Source organism: Nostoc sp. DSM 114161 (assembly GCF_052692665.1).
Window position 1 is genome coordinate 3848089 of record NZ_CP195141.1, and the last position, 21632, is coordinate 3869720.

A 21632-nucleotide genomic window follows, 5' to 3' on the forward strand; every position below is an offset into this window, starting at 1 on the left:
TTTAAAATTTCAACCCTCAATTCCTCCTAAAAGAACCCTCTCTGCGGCAACGGCGTACCATTTATCTCATAGTCCCCAATTGCACGCGCCTTAAAGTGATTTGGGTTGTGTGAGGACAAAGTACGAGCATTGCGCCAGTGGCGATCGTAGTTTGAGCTTTTCTTTGTTGTGGAAGCCCCACCAACTTCAAACAGCAAGGTAGCCGAACGTAATGCCAAGTCATCGACAATCAATTTGGCTTTGGCTGCACTCAGAGAAGTTTCTAACGCCGCAGCTGTCTGTGCCTCTTCACCTTGAGCTTTGGCAGCAGGAAGGCGATCGAGTCCATCAGCTGCCGCCAAAACAATCGCCTCAGCAGCAAAAGCATTGGCAGCAACCTGTCCAACAGTCTGCTGCAAAATTGGATCTTCAGTTGCTTGCTCGGTTACGGCATGATAGAAAGTCCGAGGTCGAGTACGGACGAGGTTTGTGGCATCGCGCAGAACGCTGCGAATAATGCCAGCGTTGATTGCTGTGAGGAATAATTGCGGAATGATGTTGTATGGCAGGTTGTCTTTGTCTGTGTCTGTTTCAAAAATTACTTCATCTGCCTCTACTCGGACGTTAGTAAAGTTAGTCGTTCCTGTGCCTGTAAGTCTTTGCCCGAAGCCGTCCCAGTCATCCACAAGGTCAATACCCTCACGGTTAGTAGGAATTAGTATGAACGCTGTAGTGCCATCTGGTACTAGTACACGCACAAAAATCAAGTCTGCATAAAGGCTGCCAGTGCTGTAATACTTCGTCCCATTCAGACGATAGCCGTGGCCATCGGGAGTTAATTTTGTATTCACGACTTGCCCGCCGCCAGCCCGTTTAACTTCTAGTTCGGTGGAAGCGAGTCCAATAATTGCACCATCGGCAACGGCTTTAAGCCAGCGGCGATTCCTTGGAGTGCGCTCAGAACGTAAAATTCGCTCTGTGATAGAGAAATGATTCCGCACAATGTGAGCGACATTCGGATCGGCATCTCCTAGTTTAATCACGACCTCGAATAGTTCCCGTGCAGTGCTACCACCACCACCTTCGGCTAGGGGGATTCGCAATGCACCTAACCGAGAACGCCGGATTAATTCAATCACATCAAAAGGCAGGATACGATCGCGATCGCGTTCACTTGCTCCCAGTGCAATAAAATCAAAAAGCTGCTGGAGTTCCGGCGAATTTGCTCTTACAGGAGCCAAAAACTGAATTGTCGTATCTGCAAGTTTCTCTGGACTCTTAATCATTAGTTTTTATCTCCGAATATCCTGTGAAAAATCTATGTTGGTGAACTGTTTAATCAAATCTGCAAACTGAGTTAGATAAGATTACAATAGGTGGGCTACGTATAAAGTAGTTAAGTAGCCTTTAGTAATTTGACCATTGAACTTGGTATTAATTAATTGGGCGATCGCATCAAAAAAACGCGCCCTTTTAAGACTATCTAAATTTATATGACCGGAGTAAGTATTTAAAAGGTTGAGATAACTTGCACTGTCGTATGTTGCATCCCATCGATAAGAGCGATAGACTACTTCACCAAACAAACCTATTTGCTGAATCTCACCTATTTTACTAGCGACTTCATGCTCGCGAGGAAGAGGCTTGTCATCCTTAACTAATTCAGGAACCAAGCGGCGATATAGCTCCTGTACCTCCTCAAAGAAGCCATTACTAGCATCACTATGTACGTGTTCATTCCAAAATAGCGCGATCGCTCCTTGGGATGTGAGGGCTTGAGCCATTTTTTTGTAAGCAATACTTGGGTCAAGCCAATGGAAAGCAGTCGCACAAATCACTAAATCAAAGGCATTTTCTTCTATTATCCAATCCTCAAAAGCGATGTTACGCACTTGTACTTGGGGATAAGTAGCCAGATTTTTTTGGGCAACTGTAGCAAGATTCTCACCCAACTCAATGCAGAGTATACGATAACCCCGGCGGGCAAAGGGCACAGTTGCCTGACCAGTACCACAACCAATCTCTAATATCCTTCCGAAGGAAGTGATTTTTGAGAGAGACACCACATCGTCAAAAAGCGCTTCTGGATATCCTGGTCGAACTTGGTCATACAACAGTGCTACTTGATTAAAAGTGGTTCTTAAATCACTTCTCTCATCTGTCATTGAAGCATAATCTATTGTCAATTTTTTTAGGCTTAATTTTCATTGCAAATCTTCAGGCTTAACATCTGATGGAGTATGAGCAGCATATTGTTCAGGGGAGAGAGTCGCATCCCTAACATTAATTTTCTTGGTGATGAATTTTTGCTCATAGAACAAGTCAGCAATTTTCTGCTGTCCTGATAAAAATTCTTCACTCAGGGGAAATTTTTTATTTTGCGGTTAGACTTTGTTTACTAACTCTCTCATCTAAATAATCTACTGTAAACCGACCAATTTACAGTAAATTCTAATTGCACCGAACTTACCACAAGCTAATTTAAAAATCAAGCAGCGAGGATAACGGTGCTATTGATGCAAGTGGTAAAAGGAATGAACAATAGGTGTAATATTAGCGATCGCAGTTTACACCAGACTGGTTTGGAAGAAGCGATTAGCAGAACGCGCCAGACCCAGATTTTCACGCAGCGTTGTACCCTCATACTCTTTGCGGAAAATCCCACAACGTTGGAGTTCTGGCACAACCCCATCTACAAAATCGTTCAACCCTTCAGGAAGATAAGGAAACATGATGTTGAAGCTGTCAGAGCCTTCCTCAAACAGCCATTTTTCCATCTCATCGGCGATGGTTTGGGGTGTACCAACGAAAGCCAACCCGCCATAACTGCCAACGCGTTGCGCCAGTTGTCGAATAGTTAGATTTTCGCGTTGCGCTAAGGCTATTACTCTTTCTCGTGAAGAGTGACCAGCGTTAGTTGGTGGGATTTCTGGTAAGGAGCCATCTGGCTCGAAACCGGAAATATCGTAGCTAAGCGCACTATTCAGGCTGGTAATTCCACTGACATAGTGTACTAAGCTATCTAAATAAACACCCTTGGACTGAGCTTCGGCGATGGTTTCTCCCACGATGACTAAAGCACCAGGAAGGATTTTTATACTGTCTGGGTCGCGCCCAATTGCCCGCGCCCGTCCTTTGATGTCGGCAAATAAAGCCTTGCCAGCTTCCAGATTACCAGCAGGTGCAAACACAGCCTCGGCGGTTTCGGCGGCTAATTGCCGTCTGGCTTCCGATGCGCCCGCCTGAACGATTACCGGCCAGCCTTGAACAGGTCTAGCAATGTTCAATGGCCCTCGCACCGAGAGATATTTTCCCTTATGATTCAGAACGTGAAGCTTGTCGGGATCGAAATAAATCCCGGCTTCCACATCTCGAATGAAGGCATCGTCAGCAAAGGAATCCCAAAGGCCTGTAACGACATCATAAAATTCTCTAGCTCGTCGGTAGCGTTCGTCATGCTCTATTTCTTTTTCTAAACCAAAGTTGAGTGCTGCGTCTGGATTAGCTCTAGTAACGATGTTCCAGCCAGCACGACCGCCACTGATATGGTCGAGAGAGGCGAAGCGACGAGCGATGTGCTAAGGCGCGTCATAAGTTGTGGAAGCAGTGGCTACCAATCCGATGTGTTCGGTGGCGGTAGCGACGTTATTTTTTTACCTAATAATTCGACGTGGAATTGACCAGTTCTGCGATCGCAAAACTCAATCCGATACCCAGCACAAACATGACACCAAAAGCTTTAATTCTTTGATGCTGAAATAAGTTTCTCTATTTTAAAAAACCTAATAACTCATTGATGGTTTGCTTTAACATAAATTAATCCTGATTAATGTCACATTTTCTCAATGCAATCTTGGTTTTTAACAAATATTTTGAATTATTTTTAGGCATAAAGAATTATCTCGTCTCTATGCCTAAAATCCCAAAATTTGTTAACTTCTTTCCAAAAAATTAATTCTATTAGAAATAATATAATATAGCAAATAACTTATAATTGTTGTGTTAGTGGCAACTAATTTTGATTTTTTATGTAAATCAATCAAAAATATTGAGATTTTTATAATTTTAAAAAATTATGAAAATATTACTAATTAAATTAATAATTAGTAATATTATTTCTTATGAATACAGCTTCAATAATTAATAAAATATTTGTTCTCTTACTTATTTATATTCCTTAAAAGTTTGAATAAATAGTGGGCATTAACTAGTGTATTTTATATGTAAAGGTAGTTTTACTAAAAAATGCCCACCCTACTGCTTAATCATTTACGCTCACAAGTTTGGGCAATTTAGTGACAGGGATATCCAAGAAATAAGATAAAACTTCTCGCCGCCAAGCATCGTAAAGTATTGGCAAATCATCAATTTCAATCCCAATAGCTTTTTGACTCAACCGCCAATGATCCCAAAGATAAGGATTTCGTCGGCGTTGACCTTCTTCATCAGCTTCTAGAACCTGTGCAACTAAATCCTGTTTTTCTGTTGGCGAAGCTCGATCGAATTTACGTTGCCACCAGTCTACAACTCCCAGGCGATGTGCTGCTTCATCTGGCAGGATTCTTTCTGCGGCATACTTAGCTGAGTCTGGGTCATTGATTTTGCTGGTACGACTATTGATGAATAGCAAAGCCACAATATGAAGTTCATAGTGCAACTCAAATGCTAAAAAGCCTTGCCAATTACGAATGGGTAAATCACCCATATAATCCCAATGCTTTTGTACTTGCTTTTGAATATCCTCAATTGCGTTTCGTCCTGATATCGCCTGCGCTCTTAAACGAGTATTTTGCGCGTGTGCGCCATCATCCCCTATTTGTCTGCTCAAAAATAGCTGTAATTCTGGGTCGGGTATTTGGTCAATTATCTTAGCGCAGACTTGCACAATAAATAGATCGTGGGCTGCACCAGCAACACGGAAATGGTAGAAATTCTCTTTTTCTTCTTCAGTTTCTGGTGGTCTGGGTTCTTCTAGTCGCTTTTTTGGTAAGTGAGGGGCGTGTTTATCAAGCAGTTTGTCAAAAATTTCCAGTTCTAAATCAGTAGTCCAAGCTGGACGAGTAAGTATTGCAGTCATGATTTTCCTTTATAAACGGGACTTGAGAAGTAACGTTAGCGGTAGCACTAGCCTCTAATACCAATTCGCCAAAATTAGGCAACAGATACAAACCACGAAAGTCTTGCTGCATCTTACGTTTCTTAATTGCGAATTGCGTTAGCGGAGCGGGGCGTTAGCCCATTGGGAATTGCGAATTGCTATTAATGCCCGAACTCGTGGCATAATCTCCGCAGAAAAACGCTCCATTTCTGTGGCAAAGGGCTGGAATTGCAGCATGAAAGTACCGACTCCTACCTTGGTAAATTCAGCAATTCGATTAGCTACAGTTTCATAACTACCAACTAGTCCTGCTGCTGTACCGCCATTGCTCCCCACACCAGGATACTCAGCCATGTTCTTAAACATGACTACCTCAGAATCTACTCCTTTGAGTAGTTCGGAGCGATCGTCTTGTGCTAGTACCATTGCTCTTAAATTTTGATATTCTGCTTCTGCTTCTTCGTCTGTCGGTCGAGCAATAACAAAGGCTGACATGGCGAAGCCTAGAGGTTGAGCGCGAAATTTAGTTTTTTTCGTAACTTGAGCAATAGTTTCGCGGATGACTTCAATCGGACGACCGTTGAGGAAAAAGGTATGCGCTTCTTTTGCGGCTAGTTCTTGGGCTGGTTCTGACTCTCCACCTACATAGATGCGCGGATGTGGTTTGGCTATGGGTGGTGGGCTGAATTTTAAGTCATTAATCTGAAAATAGTCACCGTGAAAGTTAACTTTTTCTCCACTCCACAGAGCTTTGACAACTCTAATCCATTCGTCAGAATATCGATAGCGTTCATCGTGGGGAAGGAAGTCGATCCCTGGTTTTTCCATTTCTGGTCTGAACCAAGCACTTACTAAGTTAATCGCAAAACGTCCGTCGCTAATTGCATCAATACCTAAAGCCATCTTTGCTAAGACGGCAGGATGAAATAGTAATGGTTTAACTGCTGCAATAATCTCGATAGAGTGTGTCGCTTCTGCAAGTGCTGCTGCGGCTGTCCAGGTTTCTAGCTGGTCAAGCTCTTGGTTCCTGGGATTGATAATATGTTGCGCTATTAAAGTTGTGGTAAATCCGCACTTTTCGGCCAATTGCATAAGGCTCTTGGCTCGTGAGTAACTAGCGTCACGAGGTTCAAGAGGATGGTTCATAACGCCGCAGTTGCCGTAAACGGGAATCCAAATCCCGTAGCGTGGTTCAGACATAGCTTTCTCGAACCTTGATAATTAGGTGCTAAAAGTTGATTTTGCACTAATTTAAACTACGGTAATTTAATCGTTTTACTGTAGTATACTATGAGATTTGCACACATAAGCATAAAAAACAAGGGGGGTATTAGAGATTAAGTTACTCATCTTTGGGGAAACTCAAGCCAGATGCCCCTCATATCCTTAAGGAGGCAAGAATGTCAGAACCTCGATACGGTATTTGGTCGCCTGTGGGCGGTAACTTTGGCCCTCTCAATACACCAGATGAGCCGATTAATGCTAGTTATGAACGCACGCGATCGCTAGTATTAGAAGCAGAACGTTTAGGATATGTCACAACCTTAGTAGCACAGCACCTTGCCAACCCCCGCAGTCTAGAGTTAGACCAATTAGAAACTTGGACAGCTTGTGCAGCATTGGCTGAAGCTACAGAAAGCATCGAAATTATCGCCGCAATCAAACCTTTATTATTTCATCCCGCCGTTCTAGCCAAGATGGCCTTAGGAATTGATGCTATCAGTCGCGGGCGTTTTGCCATAAACCTAATTAGTGCTTGGTTTTGCCCAGAAATGGAGCGTACTAATATCCCCTTCCCTCCCCATGATGAGCGTTATCGCTACTCTGGTGAATGGTTGGAGGTGGTTCGCGCTTTGTGGAGTGGCGAGAGGGTAAACTTCGAGGGTGAATATTTCAACATCAAAGATTTGAGCCTACGGCCTTTATCTGTTGCTCAACCCTATCCTCGTATTTATCTTGGAGGCGCATCAGACCCAGCGCAGATTTTAGCAGCCCAACAAGCTGATGTTTATTTCATCAATGGTCAGCCAATTGAAGATGTCCGTAAAGTAATTCAACAAGTTTCAAACCGTCCCCGTTCCTTACCTCAACCAGTCCGTTTTGGTCTGTCAGCCTTTGTTATTGCCCGTCCCACAGACGAAGAAGCGCAAGCAGAACTCGAACGACTCATGGCACTGCAAAAGCTAGAAGAACAATATAAATTGAGTGTTGCCAAAGGAGTTGACCCAGAAGCCGTTATGTTTCAACTCTTTGCCAAAAATCCGGGTGTTGGCGGCAATGGTGGCACAGCCGCAGGACTAGTTGGTAGTTATGCTACTGTAGCCACTCGCGTTGCAGCTTTCGTTGATGCAGGTATCGATACTTTCATGTTGCAATTTAATCCCTTTCTCACAGAGATGACACGTTTTGCCGAAGAAGTAATGCCTCGCGTGCGACATCTGCAAAAAGTTGCTCCCTTGTTAACCCAGCCCTTCGGTTAGAGAACAGAGTGGTGAATTTAACTTGTAACGCTGAATGTTTGGCAAATTAACAATTAGGGTATCATACTAACAGTAATTTGCCGTACATACTCTTTGTATAGATTATGCAACCTCTATCTATTGCATATTTTAGTCAGACAAAGCAGCAGTTATTACCTGCGGTAAGTGCGATCGCTAAGGCAATTAATAGACCACAAAGCAGATAAGCAAAATACACCAGTATAACTTTCTTTTGTCACTCTAGGCAGAGGAAAAAGAGAAATAGTCTGACCAAAGAGATAAAAATAGATGATTGTGCAAGGTATTCATGATGGAATGGCACTAAGAAAAGCTCTAAGCTATGCGGAGTAAGAGCTACAGCTGGTAATCTGGAGGATAATAAAGCAGCCTACAAACACCAGTATGATTATTGACAGCCAAACTTGACGTGAGAGTGAGAAGAAAATCACACTTATTCCGATCGCAGCTTGAGCTACAACAATCACACGCTCTAAGCCCACAATTCCTCGTCTCATCGTGAGATACAAACAAGCAAACAACGAACCAATGGGTGCTGAAGTACTGAGGTGAGCCATTGTAGTTGCATCACCATTTAAAACTTTTGCTGCATCCAATTAGTAAAGGTAAGAATCGTTAAAGCAAGGGAAACGCTAATTCCCAATATCTGCATCACCATTAACAAGTCACGCCGACTCCAGCGATCGGATAATACGCCTGAAAAGGGAATCAGTAATAACGTCGGTAAAAATTGTACAAATCCTGCAACGCCTAATAACCAAGCTGATTTAGTTAAGTCATACACCAGCCAAGGAATAGTCAACTGCTGGGTCATAAATGTCCCAGACATTGATAGTAACTGTCCTCCAAAAAACAAGCGAAAATTACGCCAGCGCAAAGCGGGTAAATAGTGGTAAGTGATATTACTGATGCTCTACCCTAGTTGTCTATACCAAATTCTCATGAGGAAAATTTTATTATGATTTACTAATAATTAGATTAACTAAGAACTGTCAAATAATCGCGTAGTTTGCTGCCCAGGCATCGCTAATCTGTCTGAGCTAAGGCTTTTGCACATTGACATCGGATTGCTATAGAAGGGGATTGGTCTGTAAAAACGTAGGAAGTTACTATTTAGCACCTGTATACTACGATAAATCTATCGGAATAGTGTATGATAATTTCAGTTATGCTCCCAGCATGGGAATGTTGTTAGCAGATATTGGGTATCGGCAAAATTCCCAAGGAAATAGGCGAGCGTGAACACCTCCCGACAGATAAAACTCTGGAGAATCCTAATGGGCTACAAACATATAGAAGTTAAACAGGTAGCTGGTTTCATCGGTGCAGAAATCGGCGGCGTAGACCTTTCCCGCTCTCTTTCTGAGGATCAAGTCCAAGAAATTCGCAAAGCGCTATTAAAGTGGAAAGTTTTGTTCTTCCGCGGCCAGAACATCGATCATGCTGCCCAGGTCGAGTTTACATCTCGTTTTGGCGAAGTGACTTTCGCCCATCCCTTGGGAGAGCCGGAACCAGTTCCGGGATTTCCCCAGATTAAACCCGTAGACCGTAAGCTTTATGAAAAGCAGTATGGTTTTCGCACTGGCGGCCCTTGGCACACGGATGTAACGGCGGCGATTAACCCACCAGCAGCGTCAATTTTACGCGCAGTTAATGTCCCTAATTTCGGTGGTGATACCCAGTGGAGTAATCTCGTTGCCGCTTATGAGGGACTCTCAGCACCCCTGCGATCGCTAGCTGATACATTAAAAGCGGAACATCGCTTCAATGGAGGCGGTTATCAACCCCGCAATGGCAAATTCGACGAGCGCATTGCTGTCAATCCTTTAGTTTCTATTCACCCAGTCGTCAGAGTTCATCCTGAGACTGGTGAGCGTGCCTTGTTCGTAAACCCTGGCTTCGTCTCCCGCATTGTTGATGTATCACCAGAAGAGAGCAGGCTGTTGCTAGAGTTGTTCTTTAACCAAGTCACCAAACCTGCCTATACCACCCGCTTCCGTTGGAACAACGGTGATATCGCCTTCTGGGACAACCGCGCCACCGTACATTTGGCTCCTCAAGATTTGGATCATTTGGATGTTGAACGTCTCCTCTATCGCACCACCATCACAGGCGATGTTCCAGTAGGAGTTGATGGTTACCGTTCAGAAGTGGTTCAAGGTGAAGCTTTCAGCGCTGAAGTACCAAGCGTCTTCAAGCAAAAAGCTGAGTTTAAGGAAGCACAACCAGTCCTTTCGTAAAGCTGAGTTATAAGTCAAACCAATTCGCAATTTCCAATTCGCAATTAAAATCAGTGGTAGGTTCAGAGCTAACACTGATTTAAGACCACTGATTCTTTGAATCAGTGCTTGCTTTGAAACCCGCTAATTAGCAATTAAGCAATTAAAAGATTTCTTGTATTTAACTGCGAATGGGCGAAAAAGCGAATTGACAATACTTATAAACGCAGACATTAACCCTTGTTGCTCTACAAGGGTAATTTTTGCATGACCAGTTGCTCGTATAGCCTAAATCTTAAGGAGACCTGATTATGACACTCACGGCAAGCCGGATTGAGATTACACCCACCGGAGCGGCTCTTGGTGCAGTGATTACCGGATTTGATGTTAATTCTGTGGAACCAGAGGCGATCCTGCAACTCAAACAGGTATGGCGCGATCGCCATCTTCTCATTTTTAAAAACCAAATATTAACTGACGATCGGTTGTTAGCCTTTGCCAATTACTTTGGTGATATTCTTCAACAACCTGCTTATATCCGCAAAGGAGAAACAGAAGAATACCTGCCGCCCCTAGTTCTCACTCTCGCAAATGCTGCTCCTGAAGAAAGTTCAGTCAATATTCGACCGAACTATCAGGAACTTTTACCTCACATCGATCACTACTGGCTTCCTGTGCCATCTAGCGGTTCTTTCTTATATGCCGTAGAAGTACCTGAGAATGGCCCCAATACCTATTGGGTAAATTTGGCTCAGGCTTACGACGAGCTAGATGATGCTACCAAAGAGCAAATTTCTGGCTTACAAATTCGCTACTTCAATTTCTATGGCAGTAAGGATCGGGATGAGTATGGTCAACCTAAATATGCAGCTGGTCGCGCTCCTGAACCAGGCGAACGAGTAGCAATTCATCCTCTGGTTCGCACACATCCAGATACAGGTAAAAAGATCCTCTTTTTCAATGCAGCTAGCGATGTAGACATCGTGGATTATGACCATGTAGAAGGAGCAAAACTAGTTGCAAAGTTGCAAGAGCATATCAAACAACCCCGATTTGCCTATCGTCACCAATGGAGCAAGGGCGACCTGCTTTATTGGGATAACCAAGCAACAGCTCACTACCGCCCTGAATTTGATGCCAATGCCACTCGTATTCTCAAACGGGTTAGCCTTCGGGGTAGTCGTCCTTTCTAAAGGTTTAACAATTTAAGAATAATGAGGTCGTTGATCGTTGACAGTTAACACTCAACGGTCAACAGTAGCCATTGCGTTGGGGAGGCAGCGCGTTGGACGGGTTCCCCGGCTTGAAGCGACTGCCGTCGGCTATGCCGACTTGTAGCAAAGGCGTTCAACAGCCAACACCACGGGATTGACAGCCATGATTAAACCTTATGTCAGGAAACGATTAATTTCCAGGCGAGATTTGCTTTATACCTTATATGGGTTCGCCTCTTTCGCTACATTGGTAGGCTGTGGAGCAAATGGTGGTAGAAGTAGGGCTGAAGTTTAACGATGTTCAAGGTGTGAATTTGACTGTTGCTGATGGACAAGCAGCATTTTTAAACAAAACTGTTGATGCCTATGTAGCGATCGACCCTACACCGATCAAGCTTCAACAAGAGGGAACGATCCGAGTGTTGCGGGATGCTCAGGGAATTAAAACACCAGGATCTTTCTACTTAGCTGCCAGGGAGTTTGCTAGTAATAACCTTGAACTCTTCAAAGCAATTCTAGAAGAGTACTACCAAGTTGGAGAGTGGGCAAATCAAAATAGGCAAGCAGCCGCTCAAATCCTTGCTCCCAAATTAAAGGTTGATGTGGCAACGATGGAAACAATGTTATCTCGGCGCAAGTACGATATGCAACCCATTAATGAGCAAGTGCTGCGAGATCAACAGCAGGTTGCCGATCTCTTGTACCAGTTAAAAATTGTGCCAAAACAAGTCGATGTCCGGGAAGCAACTCTGACTTCTCAGCAGTATGCGGCAATTATACCGGATAGTATCAGAAATAAGGCATGATTTAGCGATCGCAAACTAGCTAAACGAAAATAAAAAGTGTGTGTCAGAAGATGCAAGACTGGGTGAAAAAGAGGATAACTAATGCTAAATAGCTAATATGTCCTTTTCCTGACAGCTATTGCCTTTTTTCCACATCTATGGGATTTTTATCTTAAGGAAGTACGGTTTGGCGACCAAATTATCGTAGTTTAAATCGGGAAAATCGTCAGAAACGCGCTACAGTATTTGGTTGCTTGTTAGCGGTAAATTTGACCCTTTAGCTTAAATCCCTAGAAACAATCCAAATGTGCATATTCAATAAATTCAGTAGGGGTCAGATTTTTGCTCAGTCGTTGCTGGGCATTTTGTTGTTAACTGCTTGTTCTTCCCCAACCTCAAATTCTCAGTCTTCAACCACCTCTACTCCCAGCGCGTCTAATCCAACAGCAGCGAGCGATACTTTAAAGCTTCTCTATTGGCAAGCACCAACTATTCTTAATCCCCATCTAGCTCAAGGTAACAAAGACTTTGAAGCCAGTCGAATTACTTACGAACCCTTGGCCAGCTTTGATAAAGATGGTAAATTGGTCCCCTTTCTCGCAGCAGAAATCCCCTCCTTAGAGAACGGTGGAGTAGCAAAAGATGGTAAATCAGTGACTTGGAAACTCAAACAAGGAGTCAAATGGTCTGATGGTAAACCTTTTACGGCTACAGATGTGGTGTTTACCTATCAATTTGTTAGTAATCCAGCTGTAGGTGCAACCACTGCTGCTAATTATCAAGCTGTCAAAAGCGTTGAAGCCTTGAACGACTATACTGTTAAAATCAATTTCCAGGAGCCTAACCCAGCTTGGTCATTGCCGTTTATTAGTTCCAATGGGTCAATCATACCTCGTCATATATTCGAGAAATACAACGGTAGCAACGCCAGAGAAGCGCCAGCTAATCTACTTCCTGTAGGAACTGGCCCCTACAAAGTGGTAGACTTCAAGCCTGGTGACATTGTTGTTTATGAAGCTAATTCCTTTTTCCGCGAAGCAAATAAACCTTTTTTTAAGCGAGTAGAACTTAAAGGTGGTGGAGATGCAACTTCAGCTGCTAGAGCAGTATTGCAGACTGGAGATGTAGATTTTGCCTGGAACCTCCAAGTAGAAGCTCCCATCCTGAAACAGCTGGAGGCAGCAGGAAAAGGTAGATTAGATATCATCTTCGGTTCTTATCTAGAACGGATTACTATTAATCAAACTGACCCTAACAAACAAACGAAAGACGGTGAACGTTCCAGCATAGAGTTCCCCCATCCTTTTTTTAAAGACTTGAAAGTGCGTCAAGCTTTTAATTATGCTATTGACCGTGACACTATTAATCAACAGTTATATGGTCAAACTGGTCGTGCTGTTACAAATATCGTGGTAGCGCCAGATATTTATAATTCAACCAATACGAAATATGAATTTAACTTAAAAAAAGCTGCTGCTTTATTGGATGAAGCTGGATGGAAAGATACCAACGGTAACGGCATTCGGGATAAAAATGGTGTAGAACTCAAAGTTTTGTTTCAAACTTCAGTCAACCCAGTCCGCCAGAAAACTCAGGAAATTGTTAAACAATCGCTAACTTCTATTGGTGTAGGGGTAGAACTAAAAAGTATCGATTCAAGTATTTTCTTTTCTAGTGACCCTGCTAACCCAGATACTCTTGCTCACTTTCACGCTGATTTACAAATGTTTAGTGGTGGCAATAGTAACCCAGACCCAGGTACTTATCTGAAGGCGTGGACTTGTAGTGAAATTTCCCAGAAGAAAAATAATTGGTCGAAACCAAATAGTTCTCGTTACTGTAACCCTGAATATGACAAGCTTTGGTTACAGTCCAATACAGAATTAGACCCACAAAAACGCCGACAATTATTTATTCAGATGAACGACTTGTTGATTAAAGAGCAAGCTGTAATTCCTCTAATTTCTCGCGCTAATGTTAATGGAGTTAGTAACAGACTCGCTGGTATAGATTCAACTCCTTGGGACGATCGCACCTGGAATATTAAAGATTGGCAACTCAAGTAAGTGAGGATTGAAGATTTTGAAGCAAGGAAACTTGCTCTCTTTCCCTGAGCTAAATATCGAGGGTTGGCTCGACGTTGCCAAGAGTCGTAATGTAATTAATTCATCACTACTTGGCAAGATTTAGACTAGCTATCAGCGAGGATTGTCGGAATTACATTTGAATGCTTCGCTCAACGCTGAACCGTTTTATCAAGTTAATGGTTATATAAATGAAGGTTTTGAAGAACATATCTTGCGTTCCGGTCGAAAAATGCCATCTGTTCGGATGAGAAAAAATTGTAATTGAAGGCTAGTAATAATAGTGTTGTGTTTCCATGAATTGACTATAATCTCGGATCTAGTGCATCTCGTAAAGCATCACCTATGTAGTTAATGCTTAACACCGTGAGAAATATCGCTGTACCAGGGAAAATAACTATGTGAGGAGCATATTCTAGAAAGTTTTGCCCTTCGTTCAGCATTCGCCCCCAAGTTGGGACATCAGGTGGAAAACCTAAACCAAAAAAGCTCAGGGTTGATTCGGTAAGAATTGCAGTACTTACCGAAAGAGTAGCAGCAACTAGTACGGGACTAATGACGTTGGGCAAAATATGAACCCAAATCAACCTTGCAGGGGAAGCACCAAGGGCGCGTGCTGCGGTAACAAATTCTAACTCCCGCACTGTCAAAAAGCCTGCTCGCACTAATCTAGCTACAGACATCCAGTTGAGTCCACCAATCACCAATACTATCAACACAAATATACCTATCTCTGGCCCGGCGATCGCCTTGAGCGCATCCCGAAACAAAAATATTACCAGTAATAATAATGGCAGTCGTGGTAAAGCTAGACACAAATCTGTGAAACGCATTAAAACAATATCCAACCAGCCGCCATAAAATCCAGCAAGTGCGCCGATGAGTGTACCGAGAGTTATGGCTACTAACATCGAAAAAATTCCTACTGCGATCGATATTCTTCCGCCATGCAACACTCTGGCTAATATATCTTGACCTAAATCATTAGTACCAAATGGATGCGCCCAACTGGGACTAAGAGTAGATTTGGCAAAGTCAATTTTGTTGAAAGGAATTTGATAAATAAAAGGCCCAAAAATGACGCTTAACACTATGATGAGCAAGATTACCATCCCAAACATAGCTTGACGATTACGCCGAAACTTGCGCCATGCTTCTTGAGTGAGTGTTTCTGGCTGAGAAACAAAATTGGTGGATGGTGGAGAAACTGAACCCTTGGATGCTTCGGAAGTTTGATTAAGCGATCGCTTCAACATAAAAGATGTTATAAATTTAATTTGTATACTACCGAGCAGAAAGTTAAAACCACTTTTGAATAGACTTTTTATAACCTTTTGGCATTTTCAAAAAATTGACTTGTTCAAGGGTAAAAATCCCTATGTCTTTTTTGTTCATTTTTAAATATTTAGCTACTTCGTATACTTGACGCGAGGATCTAGTAAACCATAGAGAATATCGGCAACGAGATTAAAAATAACAATCAAAATTGCATATATAAATGTAATTGCCATGACTACTGGTGTATCATTCTTATAGATAGAATCAATTAATAAAGCACCAATACCTGGAACACGAAAAACCTTTTCTGTTACTAGAGCGCCTGTAAAAACGCTGGGAATATCCAAAGCTACCAATGTAACTACAGGAATTAACGCATTCCGCAAAACATGACGATTGATTACCAAGAATTTGGGTAATCCTTTAGCATAAGCAGTACGCACATAGTCTTGATGGATATTCTCTAAAATTTCTGAACGTACAAAGCGCATTAGCATTGCTGTCTGCCAGATTCCTAATACAGATATAGGCATAATAGATTGTTTAACTTGAGCGAGAAAACTCTGCAAATCTGTTACCTGTAAGGTACTGTTATAGATGAAAGGAAACCATTTTAACTGGATACTGAAGATAATAATAAATAGTAAACCAGTAAAAAATGTTGGTAAAGAAAACCCAAAGAAGACTAAAGTAGTCAAAACTGTATCAACAATGGTATTACGTTTGAGAGCCGAGATTACCCCCAAAGGAATAGCTAATAAGACACCAACGAGGTAAGCAGAACCTACTACCCACAAGGTTGTTGGTATGCGTTGGAGAATTAAACCAATTACGGGACTACGACTAGTAAAAGAATAGCCCATATCTCCACTGATAAAAGCGGTAAACCACTTGACATAGCGAATATGAATTGGTCGATCTAAACCTAAAGATTTTCGGATATTTTCTCGCACTTCAGCTGTGATGGAAGGATTCATGGCAAATTCTCCCATTGGATCGCCTGGTGCTAATGCCAGAATAGCAAATATCACAATACTGATGGCAATTAAAGTCGGAATAGCAATTAGTAATCGATTGATTAAATATTTACTCATTAGCCATTACAAAATCAGCTTGACCGATAGGATACATCTGGTAATTCAGGGGTATTATCTCTCAACTGCACGATTTTATAGGTTTACAACGCAATTCCAATATTAGTAGGTAGACGTGCAATATGGTTCGGATAAGCACTCTTCATCTTTGATATCGGCTGGGAAAAGAATAAGGGGAAAGGGAAAGGTTTGAAATTATCCTTTTCCCTTCCACCTAACCCTATTGGGACATCGCCTGGTTCAAGTCGGGATGATGAAACTACCTAGCTTGACCAACTTTTGTAGCTTCAGGAACTTCAATTAATTGCCCTGTTTTAACATTGTAAATATAACCATAAATAGGAATTTCAAGAGGAACTAATGGATGCAAACGAATCCTTTGCACATCTACATAGACGCTTTTCGCAAGATCGTCAATAGTCAGCCAATTGATAAACTTGCCTTCGCTCGATCCCCCATCAGATCCAATATCAAACCAACCTGTTTCATCCAGTTTGGCTGTTTTGAGGCTACTAGCAAGTAAATTACTGATGATTTCATTTGTGAAGGTTTCCATCCCGCAATTAGTATGATGAATTACGAACCATTCACGAGTACCAAGTAATTTGTAAGAAATTACTAAAGAGCGAATTGCATCATCGCTAGCACGTCCACCTGCATTGCGAATTACATGAGCATCCCCTTCAGCTAATCCAGCAAATTTAGCTGGGTCAAGTCGAGCATCCATGCAAGTGAGAATTGCAAACCGACGAGATGGGGGTATGGTGAGATTACCCTTATCACCGAAGTTTTCAGTGTAAGTAAGATTAGCGGCCAGAACTTCTTCTACAATTTGGCTCATTTTTAGTATGTGTAGGCAAGCACTTGATTAGTAAACCAAAAGCTAAATTTATATCTATTTACTCTAGTTTCGATAAAATTATGAGTATATACTACAGTAAATCGATAGGAATTTGCTATTTTATCAAGAGTAATTTGCCACAAATTAATACAAAAGGCAAGTTACAGAAAGTCGGCGCTTGATTGCTCATGTCCCATTTGCAATGCCCAAAAACTTCACGCATAAGGGGATGGAGTTTTTCATTGTTCCCTATTCCTTACCCTGAAGGGGTTTCTAACACATCAGGTGTGTTTTACCACTTTTGCTCAGGAACCCAGTTGTAGTTTTTATCTTTAACATCAATTTTCTTGGGAATAACCTTGAGTTCGTAGAAGGTGTCTGCCATGTTTTGTAACCCTGTGAGAACTTCATCAGTCACAGGTAATACTTTGCGATCGCCTCCGCGTTCCTCTACAATTTCCATTGTGGCTAAATCAACTTTGTAGAGTTTGGAAAGTAGTTTGGCTGAGTCTTTATTGTTGTTTTTAGCCCAGCTACCTGCTTTTTCCAATTCTTGCAAAATTATTTTCAAAATATCTGGACGATCGCTGACAAAATCTGGTGCAGCATAATAAAATCCAGGGCTTTCTACAGAAGCTTTATCGCCAAATACCGTAGTATTATCTGCCAACAGACGAGTACGCAGCTTACGTTCAGCTTCCGCAGTATAAGGGTCCCAAATTACCCATGCGTCAAAATCATTGCGCTCAAATGCTGGTAAAGCTTCGGCTGGAGTTAGATAGACAGGTTGAATATCTGTATATTTCAAACCTACTTTCTCTAAAGCACGTACAATCATGTATTGTGAACTTGAGCCTTTAGCAAAAGCGACTTTCTTACCTTTTAAGTCAGCAAGAGTTTTGATAGGTGAATTTTCTTTCACCAAGATTGCTGAACTTCTAGTACTACTTGTACTCGCAGCCACTCGCACGAAAGGTTTGTCACTGGATTGAGCAAAGACACTACCTGTACCGCCACCACCACCAAAAACGATTGCACCTACACCCATTCCCTCAAGTAAAGGTGCAGTCGAGGAAAATTCATTCCAGGTTACAGAAATACCTTGAGGTTGTAAGCGCTTCTCTAGACTACCTTGGGCTTTGAGGATATTCAGCAGCGCCATCCCTTTTTGATGCCCCATTTTCAACACAGTTAACTTGCTGGCTTCGGGTTTTTCTGTTGGTGCATTCGCTGAATTACTGGGAGCGCAAGATGCGATCGCTAAACTCAAGCCTAAACCCATGATAAATAGTAATCCAAACGAGCGAATTCCAGGTTGCTTGAAAAACTTAAATAGACCTCTCTTATTGAGCCAACCTAAACACTGATTTAGCCGTTTATTGAACATATTTATTCCTTTATATTTTGGTACTGGATTTATATTAAATTGTTTTTTTTATGCATATAAAAGTTTTATTTGGATTGCAATGAATTAGAATTTAAGCATTAAGCGTAGGGTGTATTGTGCCGTCGGCTAACGCACCGTTAAATGTTGATACTGAATCCGTGCAGCGCTTGGCCACAACTTGCACAATAAATAGGTCATGGGCTGCACCACCAACGCGAAAATGGTAGAAATTCTCTAGTTATTCTGATGTGGCGATCGCTTTTGACTCCTGTAACCGCTTTTTCGGAATATGGGGAGTATGTTTATTAATTAACCTAATCAATAGTTTCATTTTCAAATTCAATTGTCCAAGCTGGACGGGTGATAGTAGCAGTCATATTTTACTCCTGTGTGTGAGTTGTTCACTTGTATCGAAGAGAGCCGATCAATCTGCCAATCTTGACTTTTTCTCAAGCAAATTTATCAGTCGTAATCTCGCGTCTTTTCATTGTTTGTTCGTAAAATTTAATGATGTGTTGTGCTATCCAATTTGTTGTCATCAACACATTTTATGCAACTGTGGGATAGAGTCCTTGGCTCATAATTAGTTAGGGTTTGAGAGAATGGTGAGTCTAGTTGCTGTAAATGGGAATTTAACTCCCATAGCTAGGCTCAGACAAGCTTTTCAGAACCTTTACAATAGGCACTTCGCAGTTAATTTTTAATTTTTTGAGCAACAAAATACTGTAAATTGATAAATAAATCGTATTTTATCATACGAGATTTGCATATATGACGATAAAAAACAAGGGGTGACAGTCTTAAGCTTGCTTCTTTAGGTAAACTATGGTAGGTTCATATTGCATTAAAATACAGTAACTCGACTGATTTATCGTAGTTTAATAAAAAATGTTACCAATCTACTCCAAAGAGTTGCTGTGCTAGATAATTTCAAATCTAACTTTGGGTAAATAGTAATGAGCCGGAAGACTTTATTAATCCTGTGCGATCGCGTCTGTTAAAAAATTAATCAAATAATTCTGCCAATAGTTTAACGTTGCAATCATCTGAGTCTTAACTGGCTGCATTTATTAAATAATCTTCTATTCATAGGAATTGAGAATCATGGTGCAAACTTCCATCATCCGCAATGGTACTCTTGTTAAACCACCAACCTTTACCTCTGTAGAAGCAGAGCGTCGTCATCGCAAAGAACGCTTGGCTGCTGCGTTGCGAATCTTTGCCCGTTTAGGTTTTGCCCAAGGACTAGGAGGACACATCACAGTCCGCGATCCTGAACTCACTGACCATTTTTGGGTCAATCCCTTTGGTATTCACTTCAGTCGCGTTCGTGTATCAGACTTGATCCTAGTGAATTCTGAAGGTAAAGTTGTTCAAGGTGATGGCGCACTCAATCAAGCAGCTTATGCTATTCACTCGCAAATCCACGAAGCCCGTCCAGATGTAGTAGCGGCGGCTCATGCTCATTCCTTCTATGGCAAAACTTGGTCATCGCTAGGTAGGTTAATCGATCCGATTACCCAAGATTCTGCTGTTTTCTACCAAGATCATGTTTTATTTGATGATTACAAAGGCGTTGTGTTAGATACCAGTGAAGGAAAACGCATTGCGAAAGGATTAGGTAATAGCAAAGCCGCAATCCTCCGCAATCATGGATTATTAACCGTAGGACACAGTGTAGACGAAGCAGCTTGGTGGTTTATCCGTCTAGAAGATGCTACTAAATCCCAATTATTAGTAGAAGCTGTAGGTAAACCCATCCCCATTGAACATGACCTCGCCTTAAGTATTCAAAAACGTAATGGGAGCCACGAAGCAGGTTGGCGTGCATTCCAATATTTATGGGATGAAATTACCCACGAGCAACCAGATTTATTGGATTGATAGCGATTGAGAATTAGGGACTGGGGAAAACTTTCCTCATCCCTAATTAAAACGATTTTCAGGAGAATTATCATGCCAGTTGAGTTCATCGGGTTAATCCGCACCAAACCTGCTTCGGAGTTAAACAGTGTACCAGGTAGTCTGGCGGATGACATTATTGACCCCGGATATGTACGTGAGTTTGCCCAAGCGCATGAAAAAGGCGATTTTGATAAAGTATTAATCGGCTATAGCTCTAGTAGCCCTGATGGTTTTACTGTTGCTACCCATGCAGCTGCATTTACCGATCGCTTAGGCTTTTTGATTGCTCATCGACCAGGTTTTGTAGCACCAACTTTAGCAGCACGCAAAGCAGCTACCCTCGATCATTTCACTAATGGTCGGATTGCAGTGCATATTATCACTGGGGGTAGTGATGCTGACCAGCAAAGAGATGGCGACTGGCTTGACCATGACAACCGTTATCGCCGTACTGATGAGTATCTCGAAATTGTCCGTCGTGTCTGGACAAGCGATACACCCTTTGATTATGAGGGTGAATTTTACCGTGTTAAAGATGCTTTCTCCGCCATCAAGCCACTGCAAAAACCCCATATTCCCCTTTACTTTGGCGGTGCATCTGGCCCAGCAGTAGAAGTAGGAGCCAAGCATAGTAGCGTGTATGCTTTGTGGGGTGAGCCAATTGCCGCAGTAAAAGAACGGATCGCCCAAGTTCGTGCGGCTTTACCAGCAGGTCGTTCTATTCGCTTTAGTGTATCTCTGCGTCCCATCTTGGGTATGACAGAAGAACAGGCTTGGGAAAAAGCCAGAAATATTTTAGGGCGGATTCAAGAACAACGAGGAGGTGCAAAAGTCGCTCCCCCAGCTAGACCACAGGCGGTAGGATCGCAAAGGTTACTGGATTTCGCAGCTAAAAGCGAAATCTACGATAAGCGTTTATGGACACCGATCGCTGCTGCTACTGGTGCTGCTGGCAACACAACTGCGCTAGTAGGAACACCAGAACAAGTTGCAGAAGCTTTAGTTGATTACTATGACGCAGGTGTAACTACCCTGTTAATCCGGGGTTTCGATCCGCTACAAGATGCCATTGATTACGGGCGGGAAGTCATTCCTCTAGTGCGTGCAGAAGTAGCAAAACGAGAACGTGAAACTGTTGCAGTTGGGAGATAGCGATCGTGGTACAAACATCTACTAGAACCGTTGAATTAATTACAGTTGATACCGCACTAGCAACGTTGAGTGCGATCGCAGTAAAGCCAATAGATTAG

The 21632-nt window shown here is 42.2% G+C and carries 19 protein-coding genes; 8 read left to right on the plus strand and 11 right to left on the minus strand.

Annotated features, from left to right (window positions below; genetic code table 11):
* Positions 1-26: 26 nt before the first annotated feature.
* From NSTC745_RS16690 to NSTC745_RS16700, 3 genes are all read right to left on the minus strand, one after another.
* Positions 27-1265: an acyl-CoA dehydrogenase gene (locus tag NSTC745_RS16690; protein WP_445638135.1), complete on the minus strand. Its 1239-nt coding sequence runs from the start codon at positions 1263-1265 to the stop codon at positions 27-29.
* An 81-nt stretch (positions 1266-1346) separates the two neighbouring features.
* Entirely contained in the window at positions 1347-2144 is a 798-nt protein-coding gene (locus NSTC745_RS16695; protein ID WP_445638136.1) for a class I SAM-dependent methyltransferase, read from the minus strand.
* A 402-nt stretch (positions 2145-2546) separates the two neighbouring features.
* Positions 2547-3554 carry an NtaA/DmoA family FMN-dependent monooxygenase gene (locus NSTC745_RS16700; protein WP_445638625.1) on the minus strand — a complete coding sequence of 336 codons (1008 nt, stop codon included), beginning with the start codon at positions 3552-3554 and terminating at the stop codon, positions 2547-2549.
* Positions 3555-3585: 31 nt separating this feature from the next.
* On the opposite strand from NSTC745_RS16700, the gene NSTC745_RS16705 reads away from it, so the two are divergent.
* Entirely contained in the window at positions 3586-3741 is a 156-nt protein-coding gene (locus NSTC745_RS16705; RefSeq protein WP_445638137.1) for a hypothetical protein, read from the plus strand.
* A 499-nt stretch (positions 3742-4240) separates the two neighbouring features.
* On the opposite strand, the gene NSTC745_RS16710 is transcribed toward NSTC745_RS16705, so the two are convergent.
* Positions 4241-5056, minus strand: coding sequence for a hypothetical protein (locus NSTC745_RS16710; protein ID WP_445638138.1), 816 nt, complete (start codon positions 5054-5056; stop codon positions 4241-4243).
* A 138-nt stretch (positions 5057-5194) separates the two neighbouring features.
* Positions 5195-6277 carry an LLM class flavin-dependent oxidoreductase gene (locus NSTC745_RS16715; protein WP_445638139.1) on the minus strand — a complete coding sequence of 361 codons (1083 nt, stop codon included), beginning with the start codon at positions 6275-6277 and terminating at the stop codon, positions 5195-5197.
* Between the two features lie 200 nt (positions 6278-6477).
* On the opposite strand from NSTC745_RS16715, the gene NSTC745_RS16720 reads away from it, so the two are divergent.
* Positions 6478-7557 carry an LLM class flavin-dependent oxidoreductase gene (locus NSTC745_RS16720; protein WP_445638140.1) on the plus strand — a complete coding sequence of 360 codons (1080 nt, stop codon included), beginning with the start codon at positions 6478-6480 and terminating at the stop codon, positions 7555-7557.
* A gap of 338 nt (positions 7558-7895) precedes the next feature.
* Here NSTC745_RS16720 and NSTC745_RS16725 read toward each other — a convergent pair whose 3' ends face one another.
* Together NSTC745_RS16725 and NSTC745_RS16730 are read right to left on the minus strand one after the other, a co-directional pair.
* Positions 7896-8132: a hypothetical protein gene (locus NSTC745_RS16725; protein ID WP_445638141.1), complete on the minus strand. Its 237-nt coding sequence runs from the start codon at positions 8130-8132 to the stop codon at positions 7896-7898.
* Positions 8133-8149: 17 nt separating this feature from the next.
* A complete protein-coding gene (locus tag NSTC745_RS16730; RefSeq protein ID WP_445638142.1) occupies positions 8150-8404 on the minus strand; it encodes an MFS transporter in 255 nt (84 codons plus the stop codon).
* Between the two features lie 448 nt (positions 8405-8852).
* On the opposite strand from NSTC745_RS16730, the gene NSTC745_RS16735 reads away from it, so the two are divergent.
* The 4 genes from NSTC745_RS16735 (at position 8853) to NSTC745_RS16750 (ending at position 13859) form a co-directional block, all read left to right on the plus strand.
* The gene (locus tag NSTC745_RS16735) at positions 8853-9815 is read left to right on the plus strand and encodes a TauD/TfdA dioxygenase family protein (RefSeq protein ID WP_445638143.1); all 963 of its coding nucleotides are present in this window, start codon (positions 8853-8855) and stop codon (positions 9813-9815) included.
* A 290-nt stretch (positions 9816-10105) separates the two neighbouring features.
* Complete coding sequence (locus NSTC745_RS16740) at positions 10106-10987, plus strand: TauD/TfdA dioxygenase family protein (protein WP_445638144.1); 882 nt, start codon at positions 10106-10108, stop codon at positions 10985-10987.
* 287 nt (positions 10988-11274) lie between these two features.
* Entirely contained in the window at positions 11275-11814 is a 540-nt protein-coding gene (locus tag NSTC745_RS16745; RefSeq protein ID WP_445638145.1) for a hypothetical protein, read from the plus strand.
* A 284-nt stretch (positions 11815-12098) separates the two neighbouring features.
* Complete coding sequence (locus tag NSTC745_RS16750) at positions 12099-13859, plus strand: peptide ABC transporter substrate-binding protein (protein ID WP_445638146.1); 1761 nt, start codon at positions 12099-12101, stop codon at positions 13857-13859.
* A gap of 323 nt (positions 13860-14182) precedes the next feature.
* Here NSTC745_RS16750 and NSTC745_RS16755 read toward each other — a convergent pair whose 3' ends face one another.
* The 4 genes from NSTC745_RS16755 to NSTC745_RS16770 form a co-directional block, all read right to left on the minus strand.
* On the minus strand, positions 14183-15133 hold the full coding sequence (locus tag NSTC745_RS16755) for an ABC transporter permease (protein WP_445638147.1): 951 nt from the start codon (positions 15131-15133) through the stop codon (positions 14183-14185).
* Positions 15134-15286: 153 nt separating this feature from the next.
* Positions 15287-16249: an ABC transporter permease gene (locus NSTC745_RS16760; RefSeq protein ID WP_445638148.1), complete on the minus strand. Its 963-nt coding sequence runs from the start codon at positions 16247-16249 to the stop codon at positions 15287-15289.
* Between the two features lie 259 nt (positions 16250-16508).
* A complete protein-coding gene (locus NSTC745_RS16765; protein WP_445638149.1) occupies positions 16509-17090 on the minus strand; it encodes a beta-class carbonic anhydrase in 582 nt (193 codons plus the stop codon).
* Between the two features lie 292 nt (positions 17091-17382).
* The gene (locus NSTC745_RS16770; RefSeq protein WP_445638150.1) at positions 17383-18477 is read right to left on the minus strand and encodes an aliphatic sulfonate ABC transporter substrate-binding protein; all 1095 of its coding nucleotides are present in this window, start codon (positions 18475-18477) and stop codon (positions 17383-17385) included.
* 1104 nt (positions 18478-19581) lie between these two features.
* Here NSTC745_RS16770 and NSTC745_RS16775 point away from each other — a divergent pair.
* Together NSTC745_RS16775 and NSTC745_RS16780 are read left to right on the plus strand one after the other, a co-directional pair.
* A complete protein-coding gene (locus tag NSTC745_RS16775) occupies positions 19582-20361 on the plus strand; it encodes a class II aldolase/adducin family protein (protein ID WP_445638151.1) in 780 nt (259 codons plus the stop codon).
* Positions 20362-20433: 72 nt separating this feature from the next.
* A complete protein-coding gene (locus NSTC745_RS16780) occupies positions 20434-21534 on the plus strand; it encodes an LLM class flavin-dependent oxidoreductase (protein ID WP_445638152.1) in 1101 nt (366 codons plus the stop codon).
* Positions 21535-21632: the final 98 nt, after the last annotated feature.

Bases quoted from the DNA above. Each gene is read 5' to 3' on its own strand.
- NSTC745_RS16755 (WP_445638147.1), bottom strand. From the start codon at position 15,133: ATGTTGAAGCGATCGCTTAATCAAACTTCCGAAGCATCCAAGGGTTCA.
- NSTC745_RS16760 (WP_445638148.1), bottom strand. From the start codon at position 16,249: ATGAGTAAATATTTAATCAATCGATTACTAATTGCTATTCCGACTTTA.
- NSTC745_RS16765 (WP_445638149.1), bottom strand. From the start codon at position 17,090: ATGAGCCAAATTGTAGAAGAAGTTCTGGCCGCTAATCTTACTTACACT.
- NSTC745_RS16780 (WP_445638152.1), top strand. From the start codon at position 20,434: ATGCCAGTTGAGTTCATCGGGTTAATCCGCACCAAACCTGCTTCGGAG.
- NSTC745_RS16730 (WP_445638142.1), bottom strand. From the start codon at position 8,404: ATGTCTGGGACATTTATGACCCAGCAGTTGACTATTCCTTGGCTGGTG.
- NSTC745_RS16715 (WP_445638139.1), bottom strand. From the start codon at position 6,277: ATGTCTGAACCACGCTACGGGATTTGGATTCCCGTTTACGGCAACTGC.
- NSTC745_RS16775 (WP_445638151.1), top strand. From the start codon at position 19,582: ATGGTGCAAACTTCCATCATCCGCAATGGTACTCTTGTTAAACCACCA.
- NSTC745_RS16695 (WP_445638136.1), bottom strand. From the start codon at position 2,144: ATGACAGATGAGAGAAGTGATTTAAGAACCACTTTTAATCAAGTAGCA.
- NSTC745_RS16750 (WP_445638146.1), top strand. From the start codon at position 12,099: ATGTGCATATTCAATAAATTCAGTAGGGGTCAGATTTTTGCTCAGTCG.
- NSTC745_RS16745 (WP_445638145.1), top strand. From the start codon at position 11,275: ATGGTGGTAGAAGTAGGGCTGAAGTTTAACGATGTTCAAGGTGTGAAT.
- NSTC745_RS16720 (WP_445638140.1), top strand. From the start codon at position 6,478: ATGTCAGAACCTCGATACGGTATTTGGTCGCCTGTGGGCGGTAACTTT.
- NSTC745_RS16725 (WP_445638141.1), bottom strand. From the start codon at position 8,132: ATGGCTCACCTCAGTACTTCAGCACCCATTGGTTCGTTGTTTGCTTGT.
- NSTC745_RS16710 (WP_445638138.1), bottom strand. From the start codon at position 5,056: ATGACTGCAATACTTACTCGTCCAGCTTGGACTACTGATTTAGAACTG.
- NSTC745_RS16735 (WP_445638143.1), top strand. From the start codon at position 8,853: ATGGGCTACAAACATATAGAAGTTAAACAGGTAGCTGGTTTCATCGGT.
- NSTC745_RS16690 (WP_445638135.1), bottom strand. From the start codon at position 1,265: ATGATTAAGAGTCCAGAGAAACTTGCAGATACGACAATTCAGTTTTTG.
- NSTC745_RS16740 (WP_445638144.1), top strand. From the start codon at position 10,106: ATGACACTCACGGCAAGCCGGATTGAGATTACACCCACCGGAGCGGCT.
- NSTC745_RS16770 (WP_445638150.1), bottom strand. From the start codon at position 18,477: ATGTTCAATAAACGGCTAAATCAGTGTTTAGGTTGGCTCAATAAGAGA.